The organism is Streptomyces sp. NBC_00328, from assembly GCF_036139655.1.
In the GTDB taxonomy this organism is placed as follows: Bacteria; Actinomycetota; Actinomycetes; order Streptomycetales; family Streptomycetaceae; genus Streptomyces.
On record NZ_CP108013.1, the window covers coordinates 2,857,657 to 2,880,753 of the forward strand.

Sequence of the window (23,097 nt, forward strand, 5' to 3'; positions counted from 1 at the left end):
GCCCCGCCCGGCCCGGCACGCACGGGGGCGCCGCCCGTACCGAAGTACGGGCCGCGCCCCTGTCCCGGGCCCGAGGGCCTCACTCCTCAGCCGGCCTGGGCCCACGGCCAGTCCGCGTCCCGCGCCGACTCCAGAAGCGGAACCATCCGGAAAGCCGCGTCCGAGAGTCCCCCGAACGTGTGCCGGTTGCCCTTCCCCGAGGGCCCGTGGCCCGCGCTGTAGCCGGCGAGGTTCCAGGTGTAGACCGGTACGTGCGCCGGTACCTGCTCGGTCGGGTCGCCGTAGTGGCTGTACGCGGCCTGCTCGTCGGTGACGACGATGACCCGGTCGTGCTTCTTGTAGTGCGCGCGGACCGCCTCGGTCGTGTTGGTGCCGCCGAGGTCACCGAACCGCCCGATGACCTTGAGCACGGACTCGCCCGCGCTGAAGTCCACCCGCTTGCTGGTGGTGCCGAACTCGACGAGATCCGCGTCCGCCGCCCGCAGCGCGAGCGCCGTGCCGAAGATCGCCGCCGCGTCGGCCCGGTTGAGCTCCGAACGCTCCGACAGACGCGAGTAGAACATCGAGCCCGAACGGTCCACGAGCACCAGCGTCCGGCCGGGCAGCGCGGGCACGTTGGCCAGCGAGTGACCGAGCGCCTGCTCCAGCGGGTACGACCAGCGCAGCGACGGCGCGTGCTGGTAGGCCGCGAGGTAGCGGAACGGGAACTGCCGCGAGCGCGCGACCTCCGCCGGGTCACTGATCTTCGCGGCGACCTGGGCCGCCACCTCGTCGCTGACGCCGGCCTCGTCGAAGTTGCGCAGGTTGCGGACGAGTGCCATGGCACCCATGGACGGGATGACGGCCTCCCAGGCCGCCTTGTCCATCGGCCCCTGAAGCCAGCCCGCCAGCGCCTCCCAGGTCATCCCCGCGTCCGCCAGGCGCCGCGCCCCCTGCGCACCGGTCACGACCTTGCGCCGCTTCGCGGGCCGCAGCGCCATCAGGTCACGGTGGGCGGCCAGCACGGGCAGCGACGTGGGGACGACGGCCGCGTCCGGGTTGTGGCGCCGGTCCAGCGCGTACTGGAACAGGTCGCCCTGCCAGGACTTGTCCGGGTCCGGCGCCGCGTGTACGAGGTTGAGGACGTCGCCGAAGCGGTACCCCTTGGACGCGGTGTCGTACTTCAGCAGCGACTTGCCGTGGTAGAGACGTCGTACGGCGTCGGCGATGCCCCGCTTGACGGGCTTGGGCACGTTGCGGCCGTACCGGGAGGTCCAGTAGGCGAGCAGCTCGCCCGGCTCGTCCGGCCGGCGCAGTACGGAGGCGACGACCTGCCGGTTGGCCGGGCCGTCGGTGGCGCCCGCGTCCAGGCGCGCCTTCACGTACTCGGCGGCGCCCACGAGCGCGGCCGTGCGCAGGTTTCCCTCTCCGCGCAGCCAGCCCAGCAGTCCGGCGGTCCAGGACGGGTCGGAAACGGCGAGCTCGCGCACGAGCGCGGCGAACCGGTCGTCGCGGGCCTCGCCGGTCTCGTAGAAGGTCTGCTGCGAGACGAAGTTGGCGATCGCCAGGAGGAAGAGCTCGGAGCGCGCGTCGCGCTCCTGGCCCCGGCCGCCCTGGTGTGTCCGCAGCACCCGGCCGGTGGACGTCACGCGGGAAGTGGGCTGCGCCTTGGCCGCCTTGGTGTTGAATCGCGCCATGGTGAATTCCCCCGAATTCGTTCTACGACGATGAAGTCGCGTTTCGGAGGGAGGCACAGCAAATGGAGGGTGCCCGAGATCAGGAGTCGGCGACGGACTTGTTCAGACGCTCTGCCAACTGAGCTACACCGACCCGAGGTCGATGACGGGACTTGAACCCGCGACATTCCGATCCCGATGAAGTAACCGTTGCCTGCGCACCGGGCACCCACCATGAGCTGCGCCTCCCGAGATCAAGTCGGCCGCGGCACGGATTCTTTGAAAGAGAAGTAGCCGCGGCCTCGCGCACCGGGAGGTGCATGAAGTTGTGGTGTCCAGAGTTCAGGTTCGGCTGAACCGACGTAGGTGCTCTAACCCCTGAGCTACACCGGCGCGTTGTACCGGTGGCGGGACTCGAACCCGCGGCCGCCCCATTATCAGTGGAAGTAGGTCCTGCCTTCGCACCTGGACAGGCATCACTTTAGGAGGGCGGCCGCGCGTCGGGCGAGCGAATTAAATCGCCGGGGAAACGACGGGAGTTCAGCCGCGCTTCTGGCGCTTCCAGGGGCCGGTGACGGCGAGCATGATGCCCGGCACCTGGATGTTGGCGTAGAGGGTCCGGCCGTCGGGCGAGAAGGTGACGCCGGTGAACTCGCTGTATTCCGGCGCCTCGGCGGTGCCGATGTTCAGCTCGTTGCGTGCGATCGGGTACGTACGGCCGCTCTCGGTGGCGCCGAAGAGGTGCTGGACGCCCTCGCCGTCCTCGGCGATGACGAGGCCGCCGTACGGGGAGACGGTGATGTTGTCGGGGCCGTCGAAGGCGCCGTCGACGGACGGGTCGGGGTTCACGCCGATGAGGACCTTCAGCGTCAGGGTGCGGCGCTTGGGGTCGTAGAACCAGACCGCTCCGTCGTGCGCCTGGCCGGGGCTCTCGGTGCGGGCGTAGGAGGAGACGATGTAGACGCCGCCGTCGCTCCACCACATGCCCTCGAGCTTGCGGGCGCGGGTGACCTCGCCGGCGGCGAACTGCTTGCGGACGGAAACGGTCCTGGCGTCACGGTCCGTGACGTCGACCCAGTCCACGCCGTACACGGTGCCGATCTTCGTGGCACGGGAGAGGTCGTCGACGAACTTGCCGCCGGAGTCGAAGCACTTGAAGGCCTGGAGCGACCCGGCGTCGTCGGCGAGGGTGCGGAGCTTTCCGTGGCCGTGCTCGAAGCCCTGCGGGGGCGTCCAGCGGTACAGCAGGCCGTTGGGGTTCGAGGCGTCCTCGGTGAGGTAGAGGCGGTCACGCTTGGGGTCGACGACGACGGCCTCGTGCGCGTAGCGGCCGAGCGCCTTGATCGGCTTGGGGTTCCGGTTGCGGCGGCGGTCCTCGGGGTCGACCTCGAAGACGTAGCCGTGGTCCTTGGTGAAGCCGTTGGTGCCGGCCTTGTCCTCGGTCTCCTCGCAGGTCAGCCAGGTGCCCCAAGGGGTGTTGCCGCCCGCGCAGTTGGTGGCCGTGCCGGCGATGCCGACCCATTCGGCGACCTTGTCCCGGCGCACCTCGACGACCGTGCAGCCGCCCGCGGCGGCGGGGTCGTAGACGAGGCCTTCGGTGAGCGGCACCGGGTAGGGCCAGTTGGCGCGGGGGCCGGCCAGCTCGTGGTTGTTGACCAGGAGGGTGGCGCCGCGCGGGCCCTCGAAGGTGGACGTTCCGTCGTGGTTGGAGGGCGTGAACTCGCCCGACTCCAGCTTGGTCTTGCCGCTGTGGGTGATGACGCGGTAGGAGAACCCGGCGGGCAGCGAGAGGAGGCCCTTGGGATCGGTGATGAGCGGGCCGTAGCCGACGCCGCCGTGGCGGGACTCCGCCGAGTCCTCACCCGCGCCCCCGGTCTCCGTCTCCGTGGCGGCGAGCGCGTTGGGGGCGGTGGCAAGGGCGCCCACGCTGCCGATCAGGGCCACGCCTGCACCGGTGATCGCGGACTGCCTGGCGAAGTCCCTGCGAGAGAGCGACATGTGATGTCTCCTGTGACGGTGGACTCGGACTGTCTTGGGGGGCGGCTGGCGACCTCGGATCGCGGCCACACCGTCCCGCCCTCCCCTGAACACGAGTTGAACGCGCGCCGACTTCCGAGGGCCCGCTTGCGTGAATCCACTCGACCGGCGCACGGAACGGGCCGCTCCGGGGAGCGACCCGCCCAGGGCCCGGCACACGGCCCCGAACACACGGCGCCGGGTACAAGGTGACCGAGTCACCTCACCGGCGGTGTCACACTCCCTGCTGCGACCGGGCCTTGAACGCCGCCTTGCGGGCCTCCTTGGCGACCCTCTTGTCGGGGTGCAGACGGCCCATGGCCTCCAGGACGTCCGGGGCGGCGGGGTGATCGACCCGCCAGGCCGTGTCGAAGAAGCCGCTGTGCTGCCGGGCCAGGCCCTCGACCAGGGACTGGAGCTCCGCGGAGTTCCCCTCCGCGGCGAGCTGTGCCGCCACCGTGTCGATGGTCAGCCAGAAGACCATCGCCTCGGACGGCGGAGGCACGTCGGGCGCGCCGCGCTCGGAGAGCCAGACCCGGGCGAGTCCGCCCAGTTCGGCGTCGTCGAGCACCTCGCGCAGCGCCGGCTCGGCCTCCGTGCCGACGAGCGCGAGGGCCTGCTGGCAGTGCAGGCGGCGCAGCGGGGCGTTCGGGTCCGTGCCACGCGCCGCGGAGAGCAACTCCTGTGCGGCGGGGAGCGGTTCACGCCGGGCGAGCCATTGCTCGATCTCGGCCTGGGCGGCGGTCGGAGGGAAGCCGACCGTGCCGTCCAGCAGTGTGTCCGCACCCTTGTCGGTCAGCTCGCCGACCGCGGGGGCGGAGAAGCCCGCCTCGATCAGCCGGGCGCGCAGTCCGTACAGACCGAGCGGTGTCAGGCGCACGACCCCGTACCGTGACACGTCCATGTCGTCCGCGGAGGCCGACTCCTCGGCGGCTTCCGCCATCAGGGCCTCGTCGACCGGCTGGAACTCGACGAGTCCGATGGGCTCCAGCAGCCTGAACTGCTCGTCGAGCCGCATCATGGCGTCCGAGACCTGTTCCAGGACGTCGTCGGTGGGCTCCCCCATGTCGTCGGGAAGGATCACCGAGGCGGCGAGCGCGGGCAGCGGCACCGACACCTCGCCGAGCGCGTCCTCGCCGACGGTCAGCAGATACAGGTTGCCGAGCACCCCGTCGAGGAGCGCGGACTCCGCATCCGGGTCCCAGTCCAGCGAGGAGAGGTCGATCTCGCCCTCCTCGTCCATGGCGTCGACGAGACCGCCGAGGTCGGGCACGCTCGCGTCGGCCAGCACGACGTCGAGGGCGCCGAGCCAGAAGCCGAGGACGTCCTGCGGGGCGCCGGAGGTGAGCAGGGCGAGGTCCTCGCCCTGGGTGACGGTGCCCTCCGCCTCGTCCTCCTCGTCCACGATCTCGACGAGCCCGGTGTCAACGGCCACCCGCCAGGCCTCACCGGCGAGGGCGGCCGCGTCGTCACCGGTCAGGCCGAGGACTCCGGCCGCCTCGGGAAGCTGTTCCTCGACGAGTTCGCCTCCGGCGCCGACGCGGGTGGCGGGGCCTGCCCAGCGGGCCAGCCGCGCGGCGCGGGAGAGCAGCGGCGCGGCGAGCGCGTCCCGCGCCAGCCGCGCCTCGGAGTGCAGTCGCACGGGCGGCAGGGAAGAGCTGTCTGACATCGGCTGAGTTCTCCTCCGAACACCATCGGTCACGGCGTGCGCCGGATCCCGCCGGGCGCCGACGGGCCCGAGGCCCGGGGGCGGCCCGGGAAATCCGTGCCGACTGCTCAGCCTAGACGGATTTCCACCCATGCCGCCCGGTTCATGTGTCCGACAGGTCTCGTACACCGTCGAAACCTTGACAACTCCCCCCGCCACACACGAGATTGACGCGCGTAGAAGTTCAACAGCCGTACGGCCAGACCCTTCTACGCGCGTCACTGGCCCGCAAGCAGGTCGCGCTCCCCCCACCAGTCCACCCTCGTCCCGGCGCTCACGAACGTCCCCGGAGGGATTCCCTTGCCGAGCAAGAGAACCGCGCGCATCGGCGCGCTGACCGTCGCCGCGGTCTGTTCCACCGTCTCCGCCGTTGTGCTCACCACACCGGCCCAGGCGGACACCGTCCACATCCACGACATCCAGGGCACCACCCGGACCTCCCCCCTCGCGGGCACGAAGGTCACGGACGTGCCCGGCATCGTCACCGGCGTGCGGACATACGGTTCGTCCAAGGGCTTCTGGTTCCAGGACCCCACCCCGGACGCCGACCCCGCCACCAGTGAGGGCGTCTTCGTCTTCACCAGCTCCGCCCCCAAGGTCGCCGTCGGCGACTCGGTCACGGTGACGGGCACGGTCTCGGAGTTCGTCCCGGGCGGCGTCTCCACCGGCAACCAGTCGGTCACCGAGGTCACCAAGCCGACGGTCACCGTCGTCTCCACCGGCAACGCCGTCCCGGCCGCGACGGTCGTCGACGCCAGGTCCGTGCCGAACACCTACGCCCCCACCGGCGACACCGCCGCGGGCGGTTCGGTGAACGCCCTCACCCTGGAGCCGGCGGACTACGCCCTGGACTACTACGAGTCCCTCGAGGGCATGAACGTCCAGGTCGCCGACGCCCGGGTGGTCACCGCCACCGACCCGTACACGGAGCTGTGGGTCACGGTGAAGCCGCGTGAGCACGCCACGCGCCGCGGCGGCACGGTGTACGGCTCGTACACCTCGCAGAACACCGGCCGGATACAGATCCAGTCCCTCGGCGCGACGGCCGACTTCCCGACCGCGAACGTCGGCGACAAGCTCACCGGCACCACGGCGGGTCCGCTCGACTACAACCAGTTCGGCGGCTACACCCTCGTCGCCAATCAGCTCGGCACCCTTCAGAAGGGCGGTCTGGAGCGCGAGACCACCCGGAAGCAGTCGCGCGGTGAGCTGGCGGTGGCGACGTACAACGTCGAGAACCTGGACCCGGGCGACGGCACGTTCGCCGCGCACGCGTCCGCGATCGTGAACAACCTCAAGTCGCCCGACATCGTGTCCCTGGAGGAGATCCAGGACAACAACGGCGCGACGGACGACGGCACGGTCGCCGCCGACCAGACGGTGCAGAAGCTGATCGACGCGATCGTCGCGGCGGGCGGCCCGGCGTACGCCTGGCGTTCCATCGACCCGGTCAACGACCAGGACGGCGGCGAGCCCGGCGGCAACATCCGCCAGGTCTTCCTCTTCAACCCCGAGCGGGTCTCCTTCACCGACCGCGCGGGCGGCGACTCGACGACCGCCGTCGGGGTCACCAAGGTGCACGGCAAGGCGCAGCTCACCGCGTCGCCCGGCCGCGTCGACCCGGCGAACGAGGCCTGGAAGAGCAGCCGCAAGCCGCTCGCGGGCGAGTTCGTCTTCCGCGGCCACACGGTCTTCGTGATCGCCAACCACCTCAACTCCAAGGGCGGCGACCAGGGGCTGACCGCGCAGTACCAGCCCCCGGCGCGCAGCTCGGAGGTCCAGCGGCACGCCCAGGCGACCGCGGTGAACGCCTTCGTCGACGAGATCCTGAAGTCGCAGAAGAACGCCGACGTCATCACGCTCGGCGACATCAACGACTTCGAGTTCTCCGACACGGCCAAGATCCTGGAAGGCGACGGCGAGCTCTGGTCGGCGATCAAGTCGCTGCCGAAGAGCGAGCGTTACACGTACGACTACCAGGGCAACACCCAGGTTCTCGACCAGATCCTGGTCAGCCCGTCGATCCGCAAGGACTGCGGCCTGGAGTACGACAGCGTGCACATCAACTCGGAGTTCTCCGACCAGATCAGCGACCACGACCCGCAGGTGCTGCGGTTCCGTCCGTAGTCGCTCCGGTACGCGAGAGCCCGGCCCCGTCGTCCGGGGGGCCGGGCTCTTCGCCTGCGCGGAGTGCCGACGGGCGGGTCAGCCGGCGAAGACCCCGTCGAGCCAGCCCTTCCAGGCGGCCTCGTTGCCCTTGGCGTCGGCGCCGGGCGCGAAGTCGTGGACGCTCATGCCGACCGGCGCGCCCCAGCGGCCTCGCCCGAAGAAGCGGATGAGCGCGCTGTCGGTGCGCAGCCCGATGAAGTACGGGTTGCGGTAGTCGAGTACGGCGTCGAAGTCATCGCCGCCGGGTCCCTTCGCCCGCACCCGCGCGCCCCCGGCGGTGTCGCCCGAGAGGCCGAGCGCCCTTCCGACGGCCGCGAAGGCTTCGGAGCCCGCGGACACGCCGGGCCCGTCGAAGGTCGCGAAGGCCACCGGCCGGCCCGCGAAGTGGGTCACGTACTCGCGCAGGGTGTGCAGATAGAAGTCGGTGTGCTTGTCGGCTCCGTCGTACTGGTTGTCCCAGTCGTCGGTGAAGATGCCGCTGTGCACGTACCGGACCCAGGAACTGCGGCCGTCGTCGCGGGGCTCGATGGTGTGGTCGATCTGGTTGAGGCTCTGCGTCGGGAACCCGACGTCCTCGGTGCGCACGGTCAGCCGGTGCGGCGGGTCCCAGGTGGTGATGGTGCTGCCGAAGGGTCCGGCCCCGCCCTCGCGCGGCTCGTACTCCATGGGCCACAGCCAGCCGCCGCTGCCGCTGGTGATCGCGTCCCACACCCGGCCGGGCGGAACGTCGACCTCGTACTCGCGGGCGACCTCGAATTCCTTGGGCATGATGATGACTCCTGGCTGATCAGTGGGTGGTTTCGGGGCCCGAGGGGGCCTCTGCGGCTTCGATCCGCGCCACGGCTTCGGGTTCGGGTTCGCCCACGACTTCGGTCCGCGCCACGGCCTCGGGTCCGGCCACGGCTTCGGGTTTGACCGTGGGGTGGACGGCGACGACGATCCGGTGCGGGCGCCCCGCCTCCGCGTCCCCGTCGTGGTACTTGCGGATGAGCGCGCTCACCCCGGCCGTCAGCTCCTCGATGAACGCGGCACGGTCGGCCGCCGAGGCGAAGGTCACCTCGCCGTCGAGCGCGTACGTCGCAAGCCGCTTGCGGGCCTTCGCGGCTCCGGTGAGCAGAAGGCCGACGTCCCGGACGAGCCGGGCGCCGAGCGCGAGGAGCCAGCGGGCGGACAGCTGGTCCCGGAAACGGTCCGGATCGGGCTGTACGGCGGCCAGCGCCTGGGGCGAGATGACGTACGACGCCGCGGTCGCGCGCATCATCCGCTCGGTGACGTTCCCCTTGCGGCGCTCGCCCGCCAGCTCGACCAGGCCGTGCCGCTCCAGGGTCTTGAGGTGGTAGTTCACCTTCTGCCGGGGCAGGCCGACCTTGCCGGCCAGCATGGCGGCCGACGCGGGCCCGGCGGCCAGTTCGGCGAGCAGCCGGGCCCGTATGGGGTCCAGCGACACGGCGGCGGCCTCGGCGTCCTCGATCACGGTCACGTCCAACATGACTCCAGCCTCCCACCGAAAACTTTTCTTGTCCAGACGATTCGAATCGTCGGTGGGTCGCGGGGCCGGATCCCGGGTTGCTGAAGTTCACGGGGCACCGGAGATCCCAGGGCGCCGAAGTTCACGACGGCCCGCGTCCGGAGCGGCCCGGGCCCTCCCGGCGGGCTTCAGGAGCCGGATCCGGGCAAGACGGCGGTCATGGACGAGAAGCGACCGGAATCGAAGCGGCGAGCTCTTCCGGACCCGGACCCGGTCACGGACACCGGCACCGGCACGAGCACCGGCATCAGGACGGGCACGGGCACGGGGACGGGGACGGGGACGGGGACGGGGACGGCGGCGCCCGCCGGGCACGACGGTCCCGTCAGGCTGCCCGCGCGAGCTTGGTGTTCCGTGGCCTGGCGCACGGTGAAGGAGTTCCGCGACGACGAACTCGCCGACCGTGCGGCGGCATTGACCTACTACGGCGTACTGTCGCTGTTCCCCGCGCTGCTGGTGGTGGTCTCCCTCCTGGGTGTCATGGGGCAGCGCGTCACGGACAGACTCCTCGACAACGTGGGGGACCTGGCGCCGGGCCCGGCGCGCGACATCCTGCGTGACGCGGTGACGCAACTGGCGCACAGCGGCGGTACGGGCGGGGTGCTGGCGATCGTCGGCCTGCTCGCGGCGCTGTGGTCCGCGTCCGGGTACGTCGGCGCGTTCATCCGTGCGTCCAACGCCGTGTACGACCTGCCGGAGGGCCGTCCGGTCTGGAAGGTCACGCCGCTCAGGCTGGCGCTCACCGTCACGCTGATGCTGCTCCTCACCGCGAGCGCGATCATCGTGGTGTTCACCGGGCCGCTGGCCGAACGCGCCGGTACCGCGTTCGGGCTCGGCGGCGCGGTGATCACCACGTGGTCGATCGTCAAGTGGCCCGTCCTGCTGGTGTTCGTGGAGCTGATGATCGGGCTGCTGTACTGGGCGGCGCCCAACGTCTCCGGCCGCGGCTTCCGTTGGTTCAGCGTCGGCAGCGTCCTCGCCACCCTGTCCTGGCTGACCGCGTCCGCGGGATTCGCCGTCTACGCCGCCGGCTACGGCTCGTACAACAAGACGTACGGAACGCTCGCGGGCGCCATCGTCTTCCTCGTCTGGCTCTGGCTCACCAACCTCGCCATCCTCCTGGGACTGGAGTTCGACGCGGAACTGGCCCGCCAGCGCGCCATCACCCACGGCCGGCCCCCGACCGAGGAGCCCTACGTCGAACCGCGTGACACCCGCAAGTGGCCGCCGCGTCTGCGGGCGTTGCGCGCGGCCCGGGAGAAGGTGGAGACAGGAATCGCGCCGGCGCGCGCCGAGGCCGGCCGGGACACCGCCGAGCGGGTGTGAGGGGAGGGGTCGGCGGCGAGCGTATGACGCGGCGGCGGACCGGCGTCCGGTCCGCCGCCGCGTCATTCCCCTCCGGCTCCTTCGATCACCCGGCCCGGCGCGCGCTACCCCTGGGTTCCCCGGTCGTACAACTGGCCCAACTGGCTCTGGAACCAGTCGAGTCGGGCCTGGAGCAGAGCGGCCTCCGCGACCAGCTCGGCCACCCCGGGACCGGCCGTGGCGCCCTCAGGGCCTTCGACGCCGGCCACGGGGCGGCCTGCGGCCCGGACCCGCAGACCCTCACCGGCCAGCCGCGCGAAGGAGGCGAGCGAGAGCGACGTACGGCCTCGCACGCAGCCCGCGCACGCCGCCGTCAGGGCGCGCCAGCCCGGACGCCCCCAGCCGGCATCGGCCAGCGCCGCGGCCACGGCGCCGCAGCCGCAGGGGCCGACGTCGGCGCTGCGCACCCGCTGACGGGCGTAGCGGAATCCCCGCTCGAAGCGGATGTAGGCGCCGAGGACGGAGACTTCGAGGAGAACGGCGGCCCGGTGTTCGGTGGTGCACAGCATCGCCTCGGCGACGGCGGACTCATGCACGCAGTGGAAGCCGCAGTCGCAGCGGCGGTGCGGGGCGCGGTGCCGCCGTCCGTAGACACAGCGCGCCTCGTCGACCACTCCGTACGGCAGGGCGCCACCCAGCGATACGCCGGTGAACCCGGCCCGGGTGCCGTCCTGGGACAGCACCGGGTGGGCGATCTTGTATCCGGTCGGAGGCTCCGTCGGGCGTTCCTCGGGGAGCCGCAGCCTCATCGGCCGGCCGGAACCTCTTCGGGCACGGAGGCGGCCTCCGGCTCCTCGACGAGGTCGGGGATTTCCGCCGTTTCCTCGTGTGCGTGGACCTGTTCCTCCGCGACTCCGGTGGCGAGTGCCTTGCCGAGCCTCATGACGCCTCCCGCTGTGCCGACGACTGCCGTTCAGGCCATGGTGACCCATGACGCCCCGGTTTGGCACCAGTGCCTCGCTCACCCCCACGCCCCTACGCCGTAGCATTCGTTGACGATATCTCGTAGAAGATTTAAGTGGAGCTACACAATGGAGTGGCCGACACTACATTCATGACCGTTCCGAGGACCGCTCCCGCGACGCCCGTCCCCCCTGCCCCGGCCGTCACCGCCACCCCGCACCCGGCGCGACCCGCTCCTCCCTTCGGCCGTGTCCTCTGCGCGATGGTCACGCCGTTCACGCGGGAGGGCGCGCTGGATGTCGAGGGCGCGCAGCGGCTCGCCGGGTGGCTGGTGACCGAGGGCTGCGACGGGCTGGTGCTCTCCGGGACGACGGGCGAGTCGCCGACCACGTCGGACACCGAGAAGGCCACGCTGGTACGGGCGGTACGGGAGGCGGTGGGCGACCGGGCGTCGATCGTGGCGGGGGTGGGGACCGCCGACACCCGGCACACCGTGGAACTGGCCCTGGCGGCCGAGAAGGCGGGCGCGGACGGGCTGTTGGTGGTCGCGCCGTACTACAGCAGGCCTCCGCAGGACGCGGTCGAGGCACACTTCCGGGAGGTCGCGGACGCCTCGGGACTGCCGCTCATGCTGTACGACATCCCGGGGCGCACCGGGACGCGGATCGAGCCGGAGACGCTGATCCGGCTCGCGGGGCATCCGCGGATCGTGGCGGTGAAGGACTGCGCGTACGACCTGCTCGGTACGCAAAGGGTGCTGGCCCGAACGGAGTTGGCGTACTACGCGGGCTGCGACGAGTACGTCCTCGCGCTGTACGCGATCGGTGCGGCCGGCTGTGTCAGCACGGTGGCGAACGTCGTGCCGGGCCTGATGCGGGCCGTGCTCGACGCGTTCGACGGCGGCGACACGGCGGGGGCGGCCGGGCTGACGCGGCGGGCCGTGCCGCTGATCGAGGCGATGATGGCGGCGGGCCTGCCCGGCACGGTCACCGCGAAGGCGCTGCTGGCCACGCTCGGACTGCCGGCGGGCCCGGTCCGGGCACCGCTGCGGCCCGTCGGCCGGGAGACGGCCGACGGGCTGCGGGCGGTGCTCGCCCAGGTCACGGGTCAATACGCCTAGGGCCTGTCGTTCGGGTCGGGCGGCGGGGGCTCAGCGCTCGGCGAAGACGGGTTCCCAGCGCCCCACCGTGCCCTCGGTGCCCTTGAGGAAGCCGCTGAGCGGCACCTCCTTGTCGCTGCCGATGGTGACCAGCACCAGCCGGTTGTGGAACTCGTTCTTGTCACCCTTGGCGATGTCCCAGGCGATCAGGGACCTGTCGTCGGCCCACGCGAGGAGCACTTGGCCACGGACCTCGGCCAGGTGTTTGCCGGTACGCGGGTCGAGGATCCACGAGGAGGTGTGCCACTTCTCGCCCGCGAACTCCCCGGCGAGCCGGGTGCCGTCCGGCGAAAGGCCGACCCCCATGAACCAGTTGCGGTACCGCTCCGCGTCGGGCACGCTCACCGCCCGGCCGGACACGTCGTAGAAGCGATCGCCGGGCGTGACCGACTGCAGGCCCCTGATGGTCTTCCCGTCGCGGGAGAACCCGAAGTCCTGGCGTGCCTGGATCTCGTTGCCCTGGTCGTCCCGGACCACCCCCACGTCTGCCCAGGAGCCCTGGCCCGAGGCCACGTCGAAGACGTAGAAGCCGGTGCGGGAGGGCTTCACCGACACAGGGACTCGGTCGATGTTTTCCATCTTGATCTGCTTGTCGGGATCCTCGCTGTACGTCGTCGCCACGAGTCTCGTGCCGTCGTGCGAGAACTCCAGCCCGCCCACCGGGTGGTCGACCGGAATCCACCGCTCGACCTTGCCGCTGGCGAGGTCGAGCAGTCCGATCCGGCTCGCGGGCAGGTGCCGCTCCAGCACGGCAGCGGTCCGCAGGCCGGGGGCCACGGCGACGAACGACCACCGGGTGTCCTTCTCGTAGTGGCCGGACTTCGGGTCGAGCAGCCAGTACGTGCGCACCCTGATGCCCCTGTGGATGCCGTCGTGGACGCTCTGCCAGTCGGTCTTCCGGGTGTAGTAGGCGGCCATCGCCGTCCTCCCGGCCGCGACCAGCGAGTGCACCGGAGACTGCCCCGGGTGCGCCGAGGGCGCCGCGTGCGTGGTGGCCGGCTTGGGGTGCACCCCGCCCGAGGGACGTACGTCGTGCCCTCCGGAGTCCAGGCCCGGCACCGCGATCGCGGCGGTGAGCAGCGCGGCCGCGGCGACCGCGACGGACGTGATGCGCAGGGTCCGTCGGCGCCGGCGGACGGCGAGCACGCGGTCGGCGAATCCCGGCGGTGTGCGCGGGTCGTCCTCGGCCTGCTCCCGGAGTGTGTCGCGGAGGAGTTCTTCGACGTTCACCGGTGTACCTCCACGGGCGAGAAGTCACGGGACGGCGGCTGCGGCTCGTGCCCCGGGCCGAGCGCGGCCAGTTCGGGGGCGAGCGTCCGCAGCCGGGCGAGCGAGCGATGGGCCGTGGAGCGCACGGTTCCGACGGAGCAGCCGAGGATCCGGGCCACGTCGGCCTCGGGCAGATCCTCGAAGTAGCGCAGCACGAGCACGGTGCGCTGCCGCGCGGTGAGCCGGGCCAGCGCGCCCCGCATGACGATCCGCAGTTCGGCGGCCGCCGAGGCGTCCGTGCCGGGGACCGCGGGTCCGGACGTCTCGGGCGGTTCGGCGACGCTCAGTTCGCGTCTCGGCCACTTCAGCCGCCAGCGGCTCACCTGCTGCCGGTACAGGATCCGCCGTACGTACGCCTCGGGTTCGTCGATCCGGTTCCAGCGGCCGGCCACCTTGATCAGCGCGTTCTGCAGCAGATCCTCGGCGGCGTGCCGGTCTCCCCCGCTGAGCAGCACCGCCGTCTTCAGCAGCGCGGACGACCTGTTCGCCACGAAGTCCCGGAAGGTCTCATCCGCTTCGGCATCCATCGTCACCTTCTCGTCCCCGGCGGCCCCTTGTGACCCACCCCTGTGCCCCTGATGACGCGCGCCCCCACCTCCCGCTATGCCTCCGAGCCGAGAAAATTGCGCCCGCTCCCGCCGCCGGCGCCCTCTAGGGTGACCCGATGAGCCGCCCCCTGCTGTTCCTCGACGTCGACGGCCCGCTCAATCCGTACGCGGCCCAGAAGGAGCGCCGGCCCGCGGGGTACACCACGATCCGCGTGGCGCTGGAGCCCGGCCGGCCGCTGCGGGTCTGGCTCCACCCCGGCCACGGCCGCGCCCTCCTGGCCCTCGGCTACGACCTGTGCTGGGCCACCACCTGGATGGACTCCGCGAACCGCTGGATCGGCCCCGTGATCGGCCTGCCCGAACTCCCCTACGTCGATTTCACCGGCGCCCTCTTCGCCGAGCGCCCCGACGGCGTCCACTGGAAGACGGAGCGCATCGTGGCCTACGCCGAGGGCCGCCCGTTCGCCTGGGTGGACGACGAACAGAGCCCGGCCGACGGGACGTTCGTCTCCGCCCACCACCCTGCCCCCGCCCTCCTGCACCATGTCGACCCCCGGCTCGGCCTGCGCGAGCCCGACTTCGCCGCGCTGACGGAGTTCGCGTCCCGGCTGTGAGAACGCGGACGTCGAGAGGTGACGCACGAGCGCCCTCCCGGGCCGTCCTGGGGCCGTGGAAGGGCGCTCGTCGGTGACCAGCGCTGACAACTGCCGACAGCTGCGCAGCAGTTCGGAGCGGTGATCGATTGGACGGCCGCAGGTCACGGCCGCCGATGATCAGTTGTGGCTGTGCAGGACCTCGTTCAGGCCGCCCCAGACCGCGTTGTTCGGGCGGGCCTCCACGGTGCCGGTGACCGAGTTGCGGCGGAAGAGAATGTTCGAAGCCCCGGACAGCTCACGGGCCTTGACGATGTCACCGTCGGGCATCGTCACGCGCGTACCGGCGGTGACGTACAGCCCGGCCTCGACCACGCACTCGTCGCCGAGAGCGATCCCGACGCCCGCCTCCGCGCCGACGAGGCAGCGCTCGCCGATGGTGATCCGGACGTTGCCGCCACCCGAGAGGGTGCCCATGGTGGACGCGCCGCCGCCGATGTCCGAGCCGTCTCCGACGACGACACCGGCCGAGATGCGGCCCTCGACCATGGAGGTGCCGAGCGTGCCCGCGTTGAAGTTCACGAAGCCCTCGTGCATGACGGTCGTGCCCGCGGCGAGGTGCGCGCCGAGGCGGACCCGGTCGGCGTCGGCGATGCGGACGCCCTTGGGCGCGACGTAGTCCGTCATGCGGGGGAACTTGTCGATGGAGGTCACCTGGAGGTGCAGGCCCGCGGCGCGCGCGTTCAGCCGGACCTTCTCGACGTCGTCGACGGCGACCGGACCGAGCGAGGTCCAGGCGACGTTGGCGAGCAGCCCGAACACGCCGTCCAGGTTCTGGCCGTGCGGCTTGACCAGGCGGTGCGAGAGGAGGTGCAGACGCAGGTACGCGTCGTGCGCGTCGAGCGGCTTGTCGTCCAGCGAGGCGATGACCGTACGGACCGCGACCACCTCGACGCCCCGGCGGGCGTCCGGGCCGATGGCCTGCGCGGCTCCCTCGCCGAGCAGTTCGACGGCCCGCTCGGCGGACAGCCGCTCGGTACCGGCCGGGCCGGGCTCGGCGGACAGTTCGGGTGCGGGGAACCAGGTGTCGAGAACGGTGCCGTCGGCGGTCAGGGTGGCGAGCCCGGCGGCGACGGCGCCGGTGGTACGAGAAGCAGTCGTGTCGGTCATGAGTGCAACCTAACTTGGCGGGGGCCGCGCGGGCGAACCGGTGCGCGGGGCGTCTCGGTGAGCGGGCGTCCGGTCACCGGCCCGGACGCTCCGCGGCCCCCTCGCGGCCCCGCAGGATCCGCGCCAGCGCCTCCCGGGCGTACCCCTCGTCGTACGGCGTCCCGGTCAGCAGCACCTGGAGGCAGATCCCGTCCAGCAGGGCGACGAGCGCCCGTGCGGTGACCGCGTCGGTGCGGCGGGTCAGTGGTCCGACGAGGCTGTCGATCCACTCGGCGGCCACCGGGCGCAGCGCGGGTCTGCGGAGGGCGGCGAGGTAGAGCTCGTACTCCAGCTCCACGCCCGTGCGGTCGCCGGCCAGCCATTCGCCGGTCAGTCCGGCGAGTTCGGCGGCCAGGTCCGCGCGGGTGTCCTCCAGGGTGCCGCGGGCGGCGACCACCTCGGCGAAGCCCTCGTTCGCCTGGCGCAGGGCGGCGACCATGAGTTCGTCGAGGGTCGTGAAGTGGTACGTGGTGGAGCCGAGCGGTACGTCGGCCTCGGCCGCGACGGAGCGGTGGCTGAGCCCGGCGATGCCCTTGGCGCCGACGACTCGGATCGCCGCGTCGATGATCCGCTGCCGTCGCTCGGGGTCATGGCGCCGCGCCATCACGGTGCGCCGTCCGCCGCGCCGGGCCCGGCCATCAGTGCGCCCCGCCCAGGTTCAGCAGGACGACCCCGCCGATGATCAGTACGATCCCCGCGGCCTTCGCGGCCGTGAGCCCCTCGCCGAGGAACAGCATGCCGATCGCGGCGATGGCGGCGGTGCCGACGCCGGCCCAGATCGCGTACGCCGTGCCGACCGACACGGTCTTCAGGGTCTGCGCCAGCAGCGCGAAGGCGACGACGTATCCGAGGACGGTCAGCAAGGACGGCCACAGCCTGCTGAAGCCCTCCGTGTACTTCATCGCGGTGGTCGCGCCGACCTCCGCCGCGATGGCACCGGCGAGCAGTACGTATCCCATGCGTACGACTGTACACATGGAGCCCGCGGATGTGTACGGGTGTACGCATCCGACGCCCGTGGTCGTCCGCGTATGGATCCCGTATATGCCATGGGCACCATGCGTCCCAGCGGATATCGTTCGCGATCACAAGGGGGCCGGAGTCGAACAGACTCCCAACACCATATGGAGCGCGAGGGGCATGTCGGACAGTTCTGGGTGGGGGCCTTCAGGGCCGTCGGGACCTTACTGGGGGACTCCGGGCGGCTGGGGCTGGATGCCACCGCCGCCGCCACCGCCCAAGCCGGGCGTGATCCCCCTGGCTCCGCTCGGCGTGGACCACATCCTCGGTGGCGCCTTCGTCACGATGCGCCGCTACGCGAAGCCGCTGTTCGGGCTCGCCCTCGCCGGCGTCGTGGTCCTGGCGGCCCTGACACTGGGCCTGCAAGTCCTCGTCTACCACTCGACGAAGGATCAGATGGACCGCATGTCCGCGGCGCCCCGGTCCATCGACCCGTCCGATCTGCGCGCCGTCCTGATCACGTTCGGCTTCGTGTGGGCCGTGGGCATGCTGGTCTCGCTGGTGGCGAGCTCCTTCATCCAGGCCTCGTCCGCGGCCACCCTGCACGACGCCGTTCTCGGGCGCCGGGTCCCCCTCGGCGCCGTGTGGAAGCGCGCCTGGTCGCGCACCCCGTCCGTTCTCGGGGTGACCCTGCTGATGGGCGTGTTCATCGCGATTCCGATGGCGCTGTTCGCCTTGATGTTCTTCGGGCTGATGATGGCCGCCTCGAACGGCGAGCCGTTCGTCCCGGCCGGTCTCGCCTTCCTGCTCCTGCTGCTCTCGGTGCCGCTGACGCTCTGGCTGCTCGTCCGGTTCAGCTTCGCCCCGGCCGCCGCCGTACTGGAGGGGGCCTCCCCCTTGACCGCGCTGCGTCGATCGGCGCGGCTGGTACGCGGCGCGTGGTGGCGCACGTTCGGCATCACCCTGCTGGGCGGTCTGATCGCGTTCATCGTCGCCATCGTGGTCAACGTGCCGCTCAGGTTCGCGATGCCGACCCCGCAGCCGTACACCGCCTCGACGCAGACGTCCGTGAGCATGAGCGAGGTCTATGTCCAGATGCTGCCCGACCTGGGACCGGCCCTGGTGCTCTCGGCGATCGCCGGTGTCTTCGTCCAGCTGTTCTTCATGGTGTTCATGCCGCTGCTGAGCGGCCTGCTGTACATCGACCAGCGCATCCGCAGGGAGGGGCTGGCGGACGTACTGATGCGCGCTGCCGGCACGGGGACGCCCGGTGGACCCGAAACCCCCGGGGGACCTGCCGCACCCGGCGGGCCGCAGGCGCCCGGCTCAGTCCATTAGCGACTTCTTCGGGCGCAGCACACAGAACTCGTTGCCCTCGGGATCGGCGAGGACGGTCCACGTCACGTCCTCGCCCTGCCCCACGTCGGCCCGGCTTGCCCCGAGGGCGAGGATCCGCTCGACCTCGGCGGCCCGGTCGTCCGGCGTGAGATCGATGTGGAGCCGGTTCTTGACGGTCTTGCGCTCGCCGACGGGTACGAAGCAGATTCCGGGGAGCGCGTTCGCGTCGGCGCCGATGACGATCTCGTCCTCGTCCTCGAACAGCACCTGCCAGTCGAGGACCTGACACCAGAAGCGGGCGAGCGCCGGCAGGTCGTGGGCGTCGATGACCAGTTGGTAGAAAGAGACAGCCATGAACGGCAGTCTCCCCCGGGGGCAGAGGCTCCGCCACCGCCACCGGGCCACACCTGCGGGCACACAAGAGCGGGCGCTCGGGGACAGCTCTGGCGCAACCGCCGGCGGCCCCTCACCCGGAAGAGACCTCTCCCCCGCCCAACTCCCGTGGCTCTGTGGGTGATTGCCCGAGAAAAGCCGCGGGAGGTTCTCGGTATCGGTGCGGTAAACGACTGCTCAGTAGTCACCGGTTCCACTACTGTTTCACCAGCCGCACACCGGGTCTCCATGACCGCCCGCTCCGTGTGCCGCGTCCTCACCCTCTCGCTTCACCCCTCACGCGCTCGCCCTCCCCCCGCTTAGGAACGCGTATGCCAGAAGTGACGCCCGGATCCGGTCCCGACGGGTCCACCCCCTCCAGGGAGATCGCGCCCTGGCACCCCACCCCGCGCGGCGCGCCCTACCCGGTGTCGACCGACCTCGTACCCGTGTCCCCCACACCCTGGCAGGCACTCGGGGCGGACGACGAGGGCAGGCTGCCGGGGACACGCCGGCTCTGGCTGGCCTGTGGGCTCGCGGCGGTGGTCACGGTCGCCGTCATCGCCGCGATCTCCGTACAGGCGAACTCTTCTGGCGACTCGTCACGTCAGGCGGGCAACAGGACCGTGGCCGACACGGCGAACCCCTTCCTCTTCGGCGCGCCCGCGGGAGCGGCCACCGCCCCGGCGGGCAAGGACGCCTTGTCCTCGCCGGGGACCTCACGCTCGGCCTCGGCGGACTCCGCGTCGCGGGGCGCCGTGTCGCCGGATCCGTCGGACCAGGGCTCCGACAGCGGGACCGCCCCCGGGAAGTCGACGCCCGCCGCCTCCGGCAGCGCTTCCGCGCCCCGGCAGGCCTCGCGGCTGAAGTCCGTCCAGGCGGTCAACTACCCCGACCGCTACTGGCACCTGAGCGACGGTCAGGTGCGGCTCGACCCGGTCGGCTCCGGCAGCCCGGCCGCGACCCGGCGGGCCGCCAGCTTCAAGGTGCTTCCAGGACTGGCGAAGTCCTCCTGCTACTCCTTCGCCACCACCGACGGCTCCTACCTGCGCCACCGCGACTTCGTCCTGCGCGCCGACCGCGACGACGGCTCCGCGATCTTCCGGAAGGACGCCACCTTCTGCCCCCGGGCGTCCTCCCACTCGGGCGCCGTGATGCTGGAGGCGGTCAACTACCCGGGCCGTTTCCTGCGCCACCGCAACTTCCAGCTCGTCCTCGGGCGTTACGAGCGCGACCGGCTCTACGGGGAGGACTCCGCGTTCCGCCTGGTGCGGGGCCTGGCCTGAACCCAGGGCGCCCGCCAGGGAAACGCGACGGGGCGGCACCCGAAGGTGCCGCCCCGTGCGAGGTACTCGAGGGCCGAAGCCCCGGACCGAGGACTCAGACGTTGAACCCGAGCGCGCGAAGCTGCTCGCGGCCGTCGTCCGTGATCTTGTCCGGGCCCCACGGCGGCATCCAGACCCAGTTGATGCGCAGCTCGTTGACGAGACCGTCCGTGGCGGACTTGGCCTGGTCCTCGATGACGTCGGTGAGCGGGCAGGCCGCGGACGTCAGGGTCATGTCGATCGTCGCGATGTTCGCGTCGTCGATGTGAATGCCGTAGATGAGGCCGAGGTTGACGACGTCGATACCCAGCTCGGGGTCGACGACGTCGTAGAGCGCCTCGCGGACCTCTTCCTCCGAGGCGGGCTTCGTCGTCAGGCTCCCGCCCGACGCCGCGGCGGTCTCGCCGGACGCGGCCACAAACTCGTCCGGCGTCACGACGGTCTCGTCCGATGTCACAGTGTTCTCGCTCATGCCGTCTTCCTCTCGGCGCTCTCGCCCAGAGCCTGGGCCGTCGCGTCCTTCCACGCCATCCAGCTGAGGAGGGCGCACTTGACCCGGGCCGGGTACTTGGAGACACCGGCGAACGCGACCGCGTCCTCCAGCACCTCCTCCATCGCGTCGTCGGGCTCGATCCGGCCCTTGGACTGCATCAGTTCCAGGAAGGTCTCCTGGATCTTCTGCGCGTCGGACACGTCCTTGCCGACCAGGAGGTCGTTCAGTACGGAGGCCGAGGCCTGGCTGATCGAGCAGCCCTGGCCCTCGTACGAGATGTCCTCGATCCGCTCGCCGTCGTACTTCACACGCAGGGTGATCTCGTCACCGCACGTGGGATTGACGTGGTGCACCTCGGCGTCGCCATCCCGGAGACCGCGCCCGTGCGGGTGCTTGTAGTGGTCCAGGATGACTTCCTGGTACATCGAATCCAGCTTCACGTTCCCAGCCAGCCCCTCAGCCGAAGAAGTTCCGTACGTGCTCCAGGCCGTCGACCAGAGCGTCGATCTCGGACGGCGTGGAGTACAGATAGAACGACGCTCGCGTCGTCGCAGGAATTCCGTACCGCAGGCAGACCGGACGGGCGCAGTGGTGACCGACCCGGACCGCGATGCCCTGCTCGTCGAGAACCTGGCCCACGTCGTGCGGGTGGATGTCGCCCAGCGTGAACGAGATCGCCGCGCCGCGGTCCTCGGCCGTGGTGGGGCCGATGATCCTCAGGTCGGGGACCTCCGCGAGCCGCTTCACCGCGTACTCGGTGAGCGCGTGCTCGTGGGCGAGGATCTTGTCCATGCCGATCGCCGAGAGATAGTCGATCGCCGCGCCCAGACCGACCGCCTGCGCGATCGGCGGGGTGCCCGCCTCGAACTTGTGCGGCGCCGGCGCGTACGTCGACGAGTGCATCGACACGGTCTCGATCATCTCGCCGCCGCCGAGGAACGGCGGGAGGTCCTCCAGGAGTTCCTGGCGGCCCCACAGGACGCCGATGCCCGTCGGACCGCACATCTTGTGACCGGTGAAGGCCACGAAGTCGGCCTGGAGGGCCTGGACGTCGAGCGGCATGTGCGGCGCGGCCTGCGACGCGTCGATCAGGACCAGGGCGCCGACCTCCTGGGCGCGGCGCACTATCGCCTCGACCGGGTTCACGGTGCCCAGGATGTTCGACACCAGCACGAAGGAGACGATCTTCGTCTTCTCCGTGATGATCTCGTCGATGTTCGACAGGTCGAGACGGCCGTCGTCGGTGAGACCGAACCACTTCAGCTTCGCACCGGTGCGCTGCGAGAGCAGCTGCCACGGAACGATGTTGGAGTGGTGCTCCATCTCCGTGATGACGATCTCGGTCTCGTGGTCCACGCGGTAGGGCTCGTCGGCCCAGCCCAGCATGTTGGCCACGAGGTTGAGCGACTCGGAGGCGTTCTTGGTGAAGATCACCTCGTCGCGGCTCGGCGCGTTGATGAACGCGGCGACCTTGTCGCGCGCGCCCTCGTACAGCGCCGTGGCCTCCTCGGCGAGCACATGCACACCGCGGTGGACGTTGGCGTTGTAGCGCTCGTAGTACTCGTTCAGGGCGTCCAGCACCTGACGCGGCTTCTGCGAGGTCGCCGCGTTGTCCAGGTACACGATCTTCTTACCGTCGTGGACCTGACGGTCCAGGATGGGGAAGTCCTTGCGGATCGCCTCGGTGTCGAGGAGGCCCGGCAGCTGTGTCACGCGGATACGCCACCCTTCGCGTCGAGTGCGTACGACTCGTAGCCCTCGTTCTCCAGCTTGTCGGCGAGCTCGGCGCCGCCGGACTCGACGATGCGGCCGCCGGAGAACACGTGCACGAAGTCGGGCTTGATGTAGCGCAGGATGCGCGTGTAGTGGGTGATGAGCAGGGTGCCCACCTCACCGGTCTCGCGGACGCGGTTGACGCCCTCGGAGACGACGCGCAGGGCGTCGACGTCCAGGCCGGAGTCGGTCTCGTCGAGGATAGCGATCTTCGGCTTGAGCAGCTCCAGCTGAAGGATCTCGTGGCGCTTCTTCTCACCGCCGGAGAAGCCCTCGTTGACGTTGCGCTCGGCGAAGGCCGGGTCCATGGAGAGGCGCTCCATGGTCTCCCTGACCTCCTTCACCCACGTACGCAGCTTGGGGGCCTCGCCGCGGACGGCGGTGGCGGAGGTGCGCAGGAAGTTGGAGACCGAGACACCGGGGATCTCGACCGGGTACTGCATCGCGAGGAACAGGCCCGCGCGGGCACGCTCGTCGACGGACATCTCCAGGACGTCCTCGCCGTCGAGGGTGACGGTGCCGCCGGTGATCGTGTACTTGGGGTGGCCGGCGAGCGAGTAGGCGAGGGTCGACTTGCCGGAGCCGTTGGGGCCCATGATGGCGTGCGTCTCGCCCTGCTTCACGGTCAGGTCGACGCCCTTGAGGATCTCCTTCGTGGCGTTGTCGGCCTCGACGGTGACGTGCAGGTCGTGGATTTCAAGCGTTGCCATGGGT

At 71.0% G+C, this 23,097-nt stretch carries 23 protein-coding genes; 6 read left to right on the forward strand and 17 right to left on the reverse strand.

Annotated features, from left to right (window positions below; translation table 11 throughout):
• Positions 1-86: 86 nt before the first annotated feature.
• The 3 genes from OG485_RS12540 to OG485_RS12550 form a co-directional block, all read right to left on the reverse strand.
• Positions 87-1,676: a TROVE domain-containing protein gene (locus tag OG485_RS12540; RefSeq protein WP_328668420.1), complete on the reverse strand. Its 1,590-nt coding sequence runs from the start codon at positions 1,674-1,676 to the stop codon at positions 87-89.
• A 519-nt stretch (positions 1,677-2,195) separates the two neighbouring features.
• Positions 2,196-3,653, reverse strand: a complete 1,458-nt coding sequence (locus OG485_RS12545) for an alkaline phosphatase PhoX (RefSeq protein ID WP_328668421.1) — start codon at positions 3,651-3,653, stop codon at positions 2,196-2,198.
• 253 nt (positions 3,654-3,906) lie between these two features.
• The gene (locus OG485_RS12550) at positions 3,907-5,340 is read right to left on the reverse strand and encodes a hypothetical protein (protein ID WP_328668422.1); all 1,434 of its coding nucleotides are present in this window, start codon (positions 5,338-5,340) and stop codon (positions 3,907-3,909) included.
• 339 nt (positions 5,341-5,679) lie between these two features.
• On the opposite strand from OG485_RS12550, the gene OG485_RS12555 reads away from it, so the two are divergent.
• Complete coding sequence (locus tag OG485_RS12555) at positions 5,680-7,506, forward strand: endonuclease/exonuclease/phosphatase family protein (RefSeq protein WP_328668423.1); 1,827 nt, start codon at positions 5,680-5,682, stop codon at positions 7,504-7,506.
• 78 nt (positions 7,507-7,584) lie between these two features.
• Here the strand turns inward: OG485_RS12555 and OG485_RS12560 are convergent, their stop codons facing one another.
• Together OG485_RS12560 and OG485_RS12565 are read right to left on the reverse strand one after the other, a co-directional pair.
• The gene (locus OG485_RS12560) at positions 7,585-8,316 is read right to left on the reverse strand and encodes an SRPBCC family protein (protein ID WP_328668424.1); all 732 of its coding nucleotides are present in this window, start codon (positions 8,314-8,316) and stop codon (positions 7,585-7,587) included.
• 19 nt (positions 8,317-8,335) lie between these two features.
• Complete coding sequence (locus tag OG485_RS12565; RefSeq protein WP_328668425.1) at positions 8,336-9,037, reverse strand: ArsR/SmtB family transcription factor; 702 nt, start codon at positions 9,035-9,037, stop codon at positions 8,336-8,338.
• 198 nt (positions 9,038-9,235) lie between these two features.
• Here OG485_RS12565 and OG485_RS12570 point away from each other — a divergent pair, with 198 nt between their 5' ends.
• On the forward strand, positions 9,236-10,402 hold the full coding sequence (locus tag OG485_RS12570; protein ID WP_328668426.1) for a YihY/virulence factor BrkB family protein: 1,167 nt from the start codon (positions 9,236-9,238) through the stop codon (positions 10,400-10,402).
• Positions 10,403-10,506: 104 nt separating this feature from the next.
• Here the strand turns inward: OG485_RS12570 and OG485_RS12575 are convergent, their stop codons facing one another.
• Positions 10,507-11,190, reverse strand: a complete 684-nt coding sequence (locus OG485_RS12575) for a hypothetical protein (RefSeq protein WP_328668427.1) — start codon at positions 11,188-11,190, stop codon at positions 10,507-10,509.
• Positions 11,187-11,324, reverse strand: a complete 138-nt coding sequence (locus tag OG485_RS12580) for a hypothetical protein (protein ID WP_328668428.1) — start codon at positions 11,322-11,324, stop codon at positions 11,187-11,189. Before OG485_RS12580 ends, OG485_RS12575 begins: the two co-directional genes overlap by 4 nt.
• Before the next feature lie 171 nt (positions 11,325-11,495).
• Between OG485_RS12580 and dapA the strand changes: the two genes are divergently transcribed.
• Positions 11,496-12,464 carry a 4-hydroxy-tetrahydrodipicolinate synthase gene (dapA, locus tag OG485_RS12585; protein ID WP_328668429.1) on the forward strand — a complete coding sequence of 323 codons (969 nt, stop codon included), beginning with the start codon at positions 11,496-11,498 and terminating at the stop codon, positions 12,462-12,464.
• 30 nt (positions 12,465-12,494) lie between these two features.
• Here dapA and OG485_RS12590 read toward each other — a convergent pair whose 3' ends face one another.
• On the reverse strand, positions 12,495-13,733 hold the full coding sequence (locus tag OG485_RS12590; protein WP_328668430.1) for a WD40 repeat domain-containing protein: 1,239 nt from the start codon (positions 13,731-13,733) through the stop codon (positions 12,495-12,497).
• On the reverse strand, positions 13,730-14,299 hold the full coding sequence (locus OG485_RS12595; RefSeq protein WP_328668431.1) for a SigE family RNA polymerase sigma factor: 570 nt from the start codon (positions 14,297-14,299) through the stop codon (positions 13,730-13,732). The genes OG485_RS12590 and OG485_RS12595 overlap by 4 nt, the downstream gene beginning before the upstream one ends.
• A gap of 137 nt (positions 14,300-14,436) precedes the next feature.
• Between OG485_RS12595 and OG485_RS12600 the strand changes: the two genes are divergently transcribed.
• A complete protein-coding gene (locus tag OG485_RS12600) occupies positions 14,437-14,934 on the forward strand; it encodes a hypothetical protein (protein ID WP_328668432.1) in 498 nt (165 codons plus the stop codon).
• A 159-nt stretch (positions 14,935-15,093) separates the two neighbouring features.
• Here the strand turns inward: OG485_RS12600 and dapD are convergent, their stop codons facing one another.
• The 3 genes from dapD to OG485_RS12615 form a co-directional block, all read right to left on the reverse strand.
• Positions 15,094-16,083 (reverse strand): 2,3,4,5-tetrahydropyridine-2,6-dicarboxylate N-succinyltransferase, encoded by a 990-nt coding sequence (dapD, locus tag OG485_RS12605; protein ID WP_328668433.1) that lies wholly within the window; start codon positions 16,081-16,083, stop codon positions 15,094-15,096.
• A gap of 73 nt (positions 16,084-16,156) precedes the next feature.
• Positions 16,157-16,726, reverse strand: a complete 570-nt coding sequence (locus tag OG485_RS12610; protein ID WP_328668434.1) for a TetR/AcrR family transcriptional regulator — start codon at positions 16,724-16,726, stop codon at positions 16,157-16,159.
• A 34-nt stretch (positions 16,727-16,760) separates the two neighbouring features.
• A complete protein-coding gene (locus OG485_RS12615; protein WP_326788478.1) occupies positions 16,761-17,081 on the reverse strand; it encodes a DMT family transporter in 321 nt (106 codons plus the stop codon).
• Positions 17,082-17,370: 289 nt separating this feature from the next.
• On the opposite strand from OG485_RS12615, the gene OG485_RS12620 reads away from it, so the two are divergent.
• Positions 17,371-18,420, forward strand: coding sequence for a DUF7847 domain-containing protein (locus tag OG485_RS12620; protein ID WP_328668435.1), 1,050 nt, complete (start codon positions 17,371-17,373; stop codon positions 18,418-18,420).
• Here the strand turns inward: OG485_RS12620 and OG485_RS12625 are convergent.
• The gene (locus OG485_RS12625) at positions 18,409-18,774 is read right to left on the reverse strand and encodes a VOC family protein (RefSeq protein ID WP_328668436.1); all 366 of its coding nucleotides are present in this window, start codon (positions 18,772-18,774) and stop codon (positions 18,409-18,411) included. The genes OG485_RS12620 and OG485_RS12625 overlap by 12 nt on opposite strands.
• 350 nt (positions 18,775-19,124) lie before the next feature.
• Here OG485_RS12625 and OG485_RS12630 point away from each other — a divergent pair, with 350 nt between their 5' ends.
• Positions 19,125-20,078, forward strand: coding sequence for an AbfB domain-containing protein (locus OG485_RS12630; protein ID WP_328668437.1), 954 nt, complete (start codon positions 19,125-19,127; stop codon positions 20,076-20,078).
• Positions 20,079-20,172: 94 nt separating this feature from the next.
• On the opposite strand, the gene OG485_RS12635 is transcribed toward OG485_RS12630, so the two are convergent.
• Genes OG485_RS12635 through sufC form a run of 4 tightly spaced genes read right to left on the reverse strand, consistent with a single transcriptional unit; the run spans position 20,173 to position 23,093 of the window.
• Positions 20,173-20,535 carry a metal-sulfur cluster assembly factor gene (locus OG485_RS12635; protein WP_328674348.1) on the reverse strand — a complete coding sequence of 121 codons (363 nt, stop codon included), beginning with the start codon at positions 20,533-20,535 and terminating at the stop codon, positions 20,173-20,175.
• A 50-nt stretch (positions 20,536-20,585) separates the two neighbouring features.
• Complete coding sequence (gene sufU / locus OG485_RS12640; protein ID WP_151470345.1) at positions 20,586-21,050, reverse strand: Fe-S cluster assembly sulfur transfer protein SufU; 465 nt, start codon at positions 21,048-21,050, stop codon at positions 20,586-20,588.
• 16 nt (positions 21,051-21,066) lie between these two features.
• Positions 21,067-22,323 carry a cysteine desulfurase gene (locus OG485_RS12645; protein WP_328668438.1) on the reverse strand — a complete coding sequence of 419 codons (1,257 nt, stop codon included), beginning with the start codon at positions 22,321-22,323 and terminating at the stop codon, positions 21,067-21,069.
• Complete coding sequence (gene sufC / locus OG485_RS12650) at positions 22,320-23,093, reverse strand: Fe-S cluster assembly ATPase SufC (RefSeq protein ID WP_328668439.1); 774 nt, start codon at positions 23,091-23,093, stop codon at positions 22,320-22,322. The genes OG485_RS12645 and sufC overlap by 4 nt, the downstream gene beginning before the upstream one ends.
• Positions 23,094-23,097 lie beyond the last annotated feature (4 nt).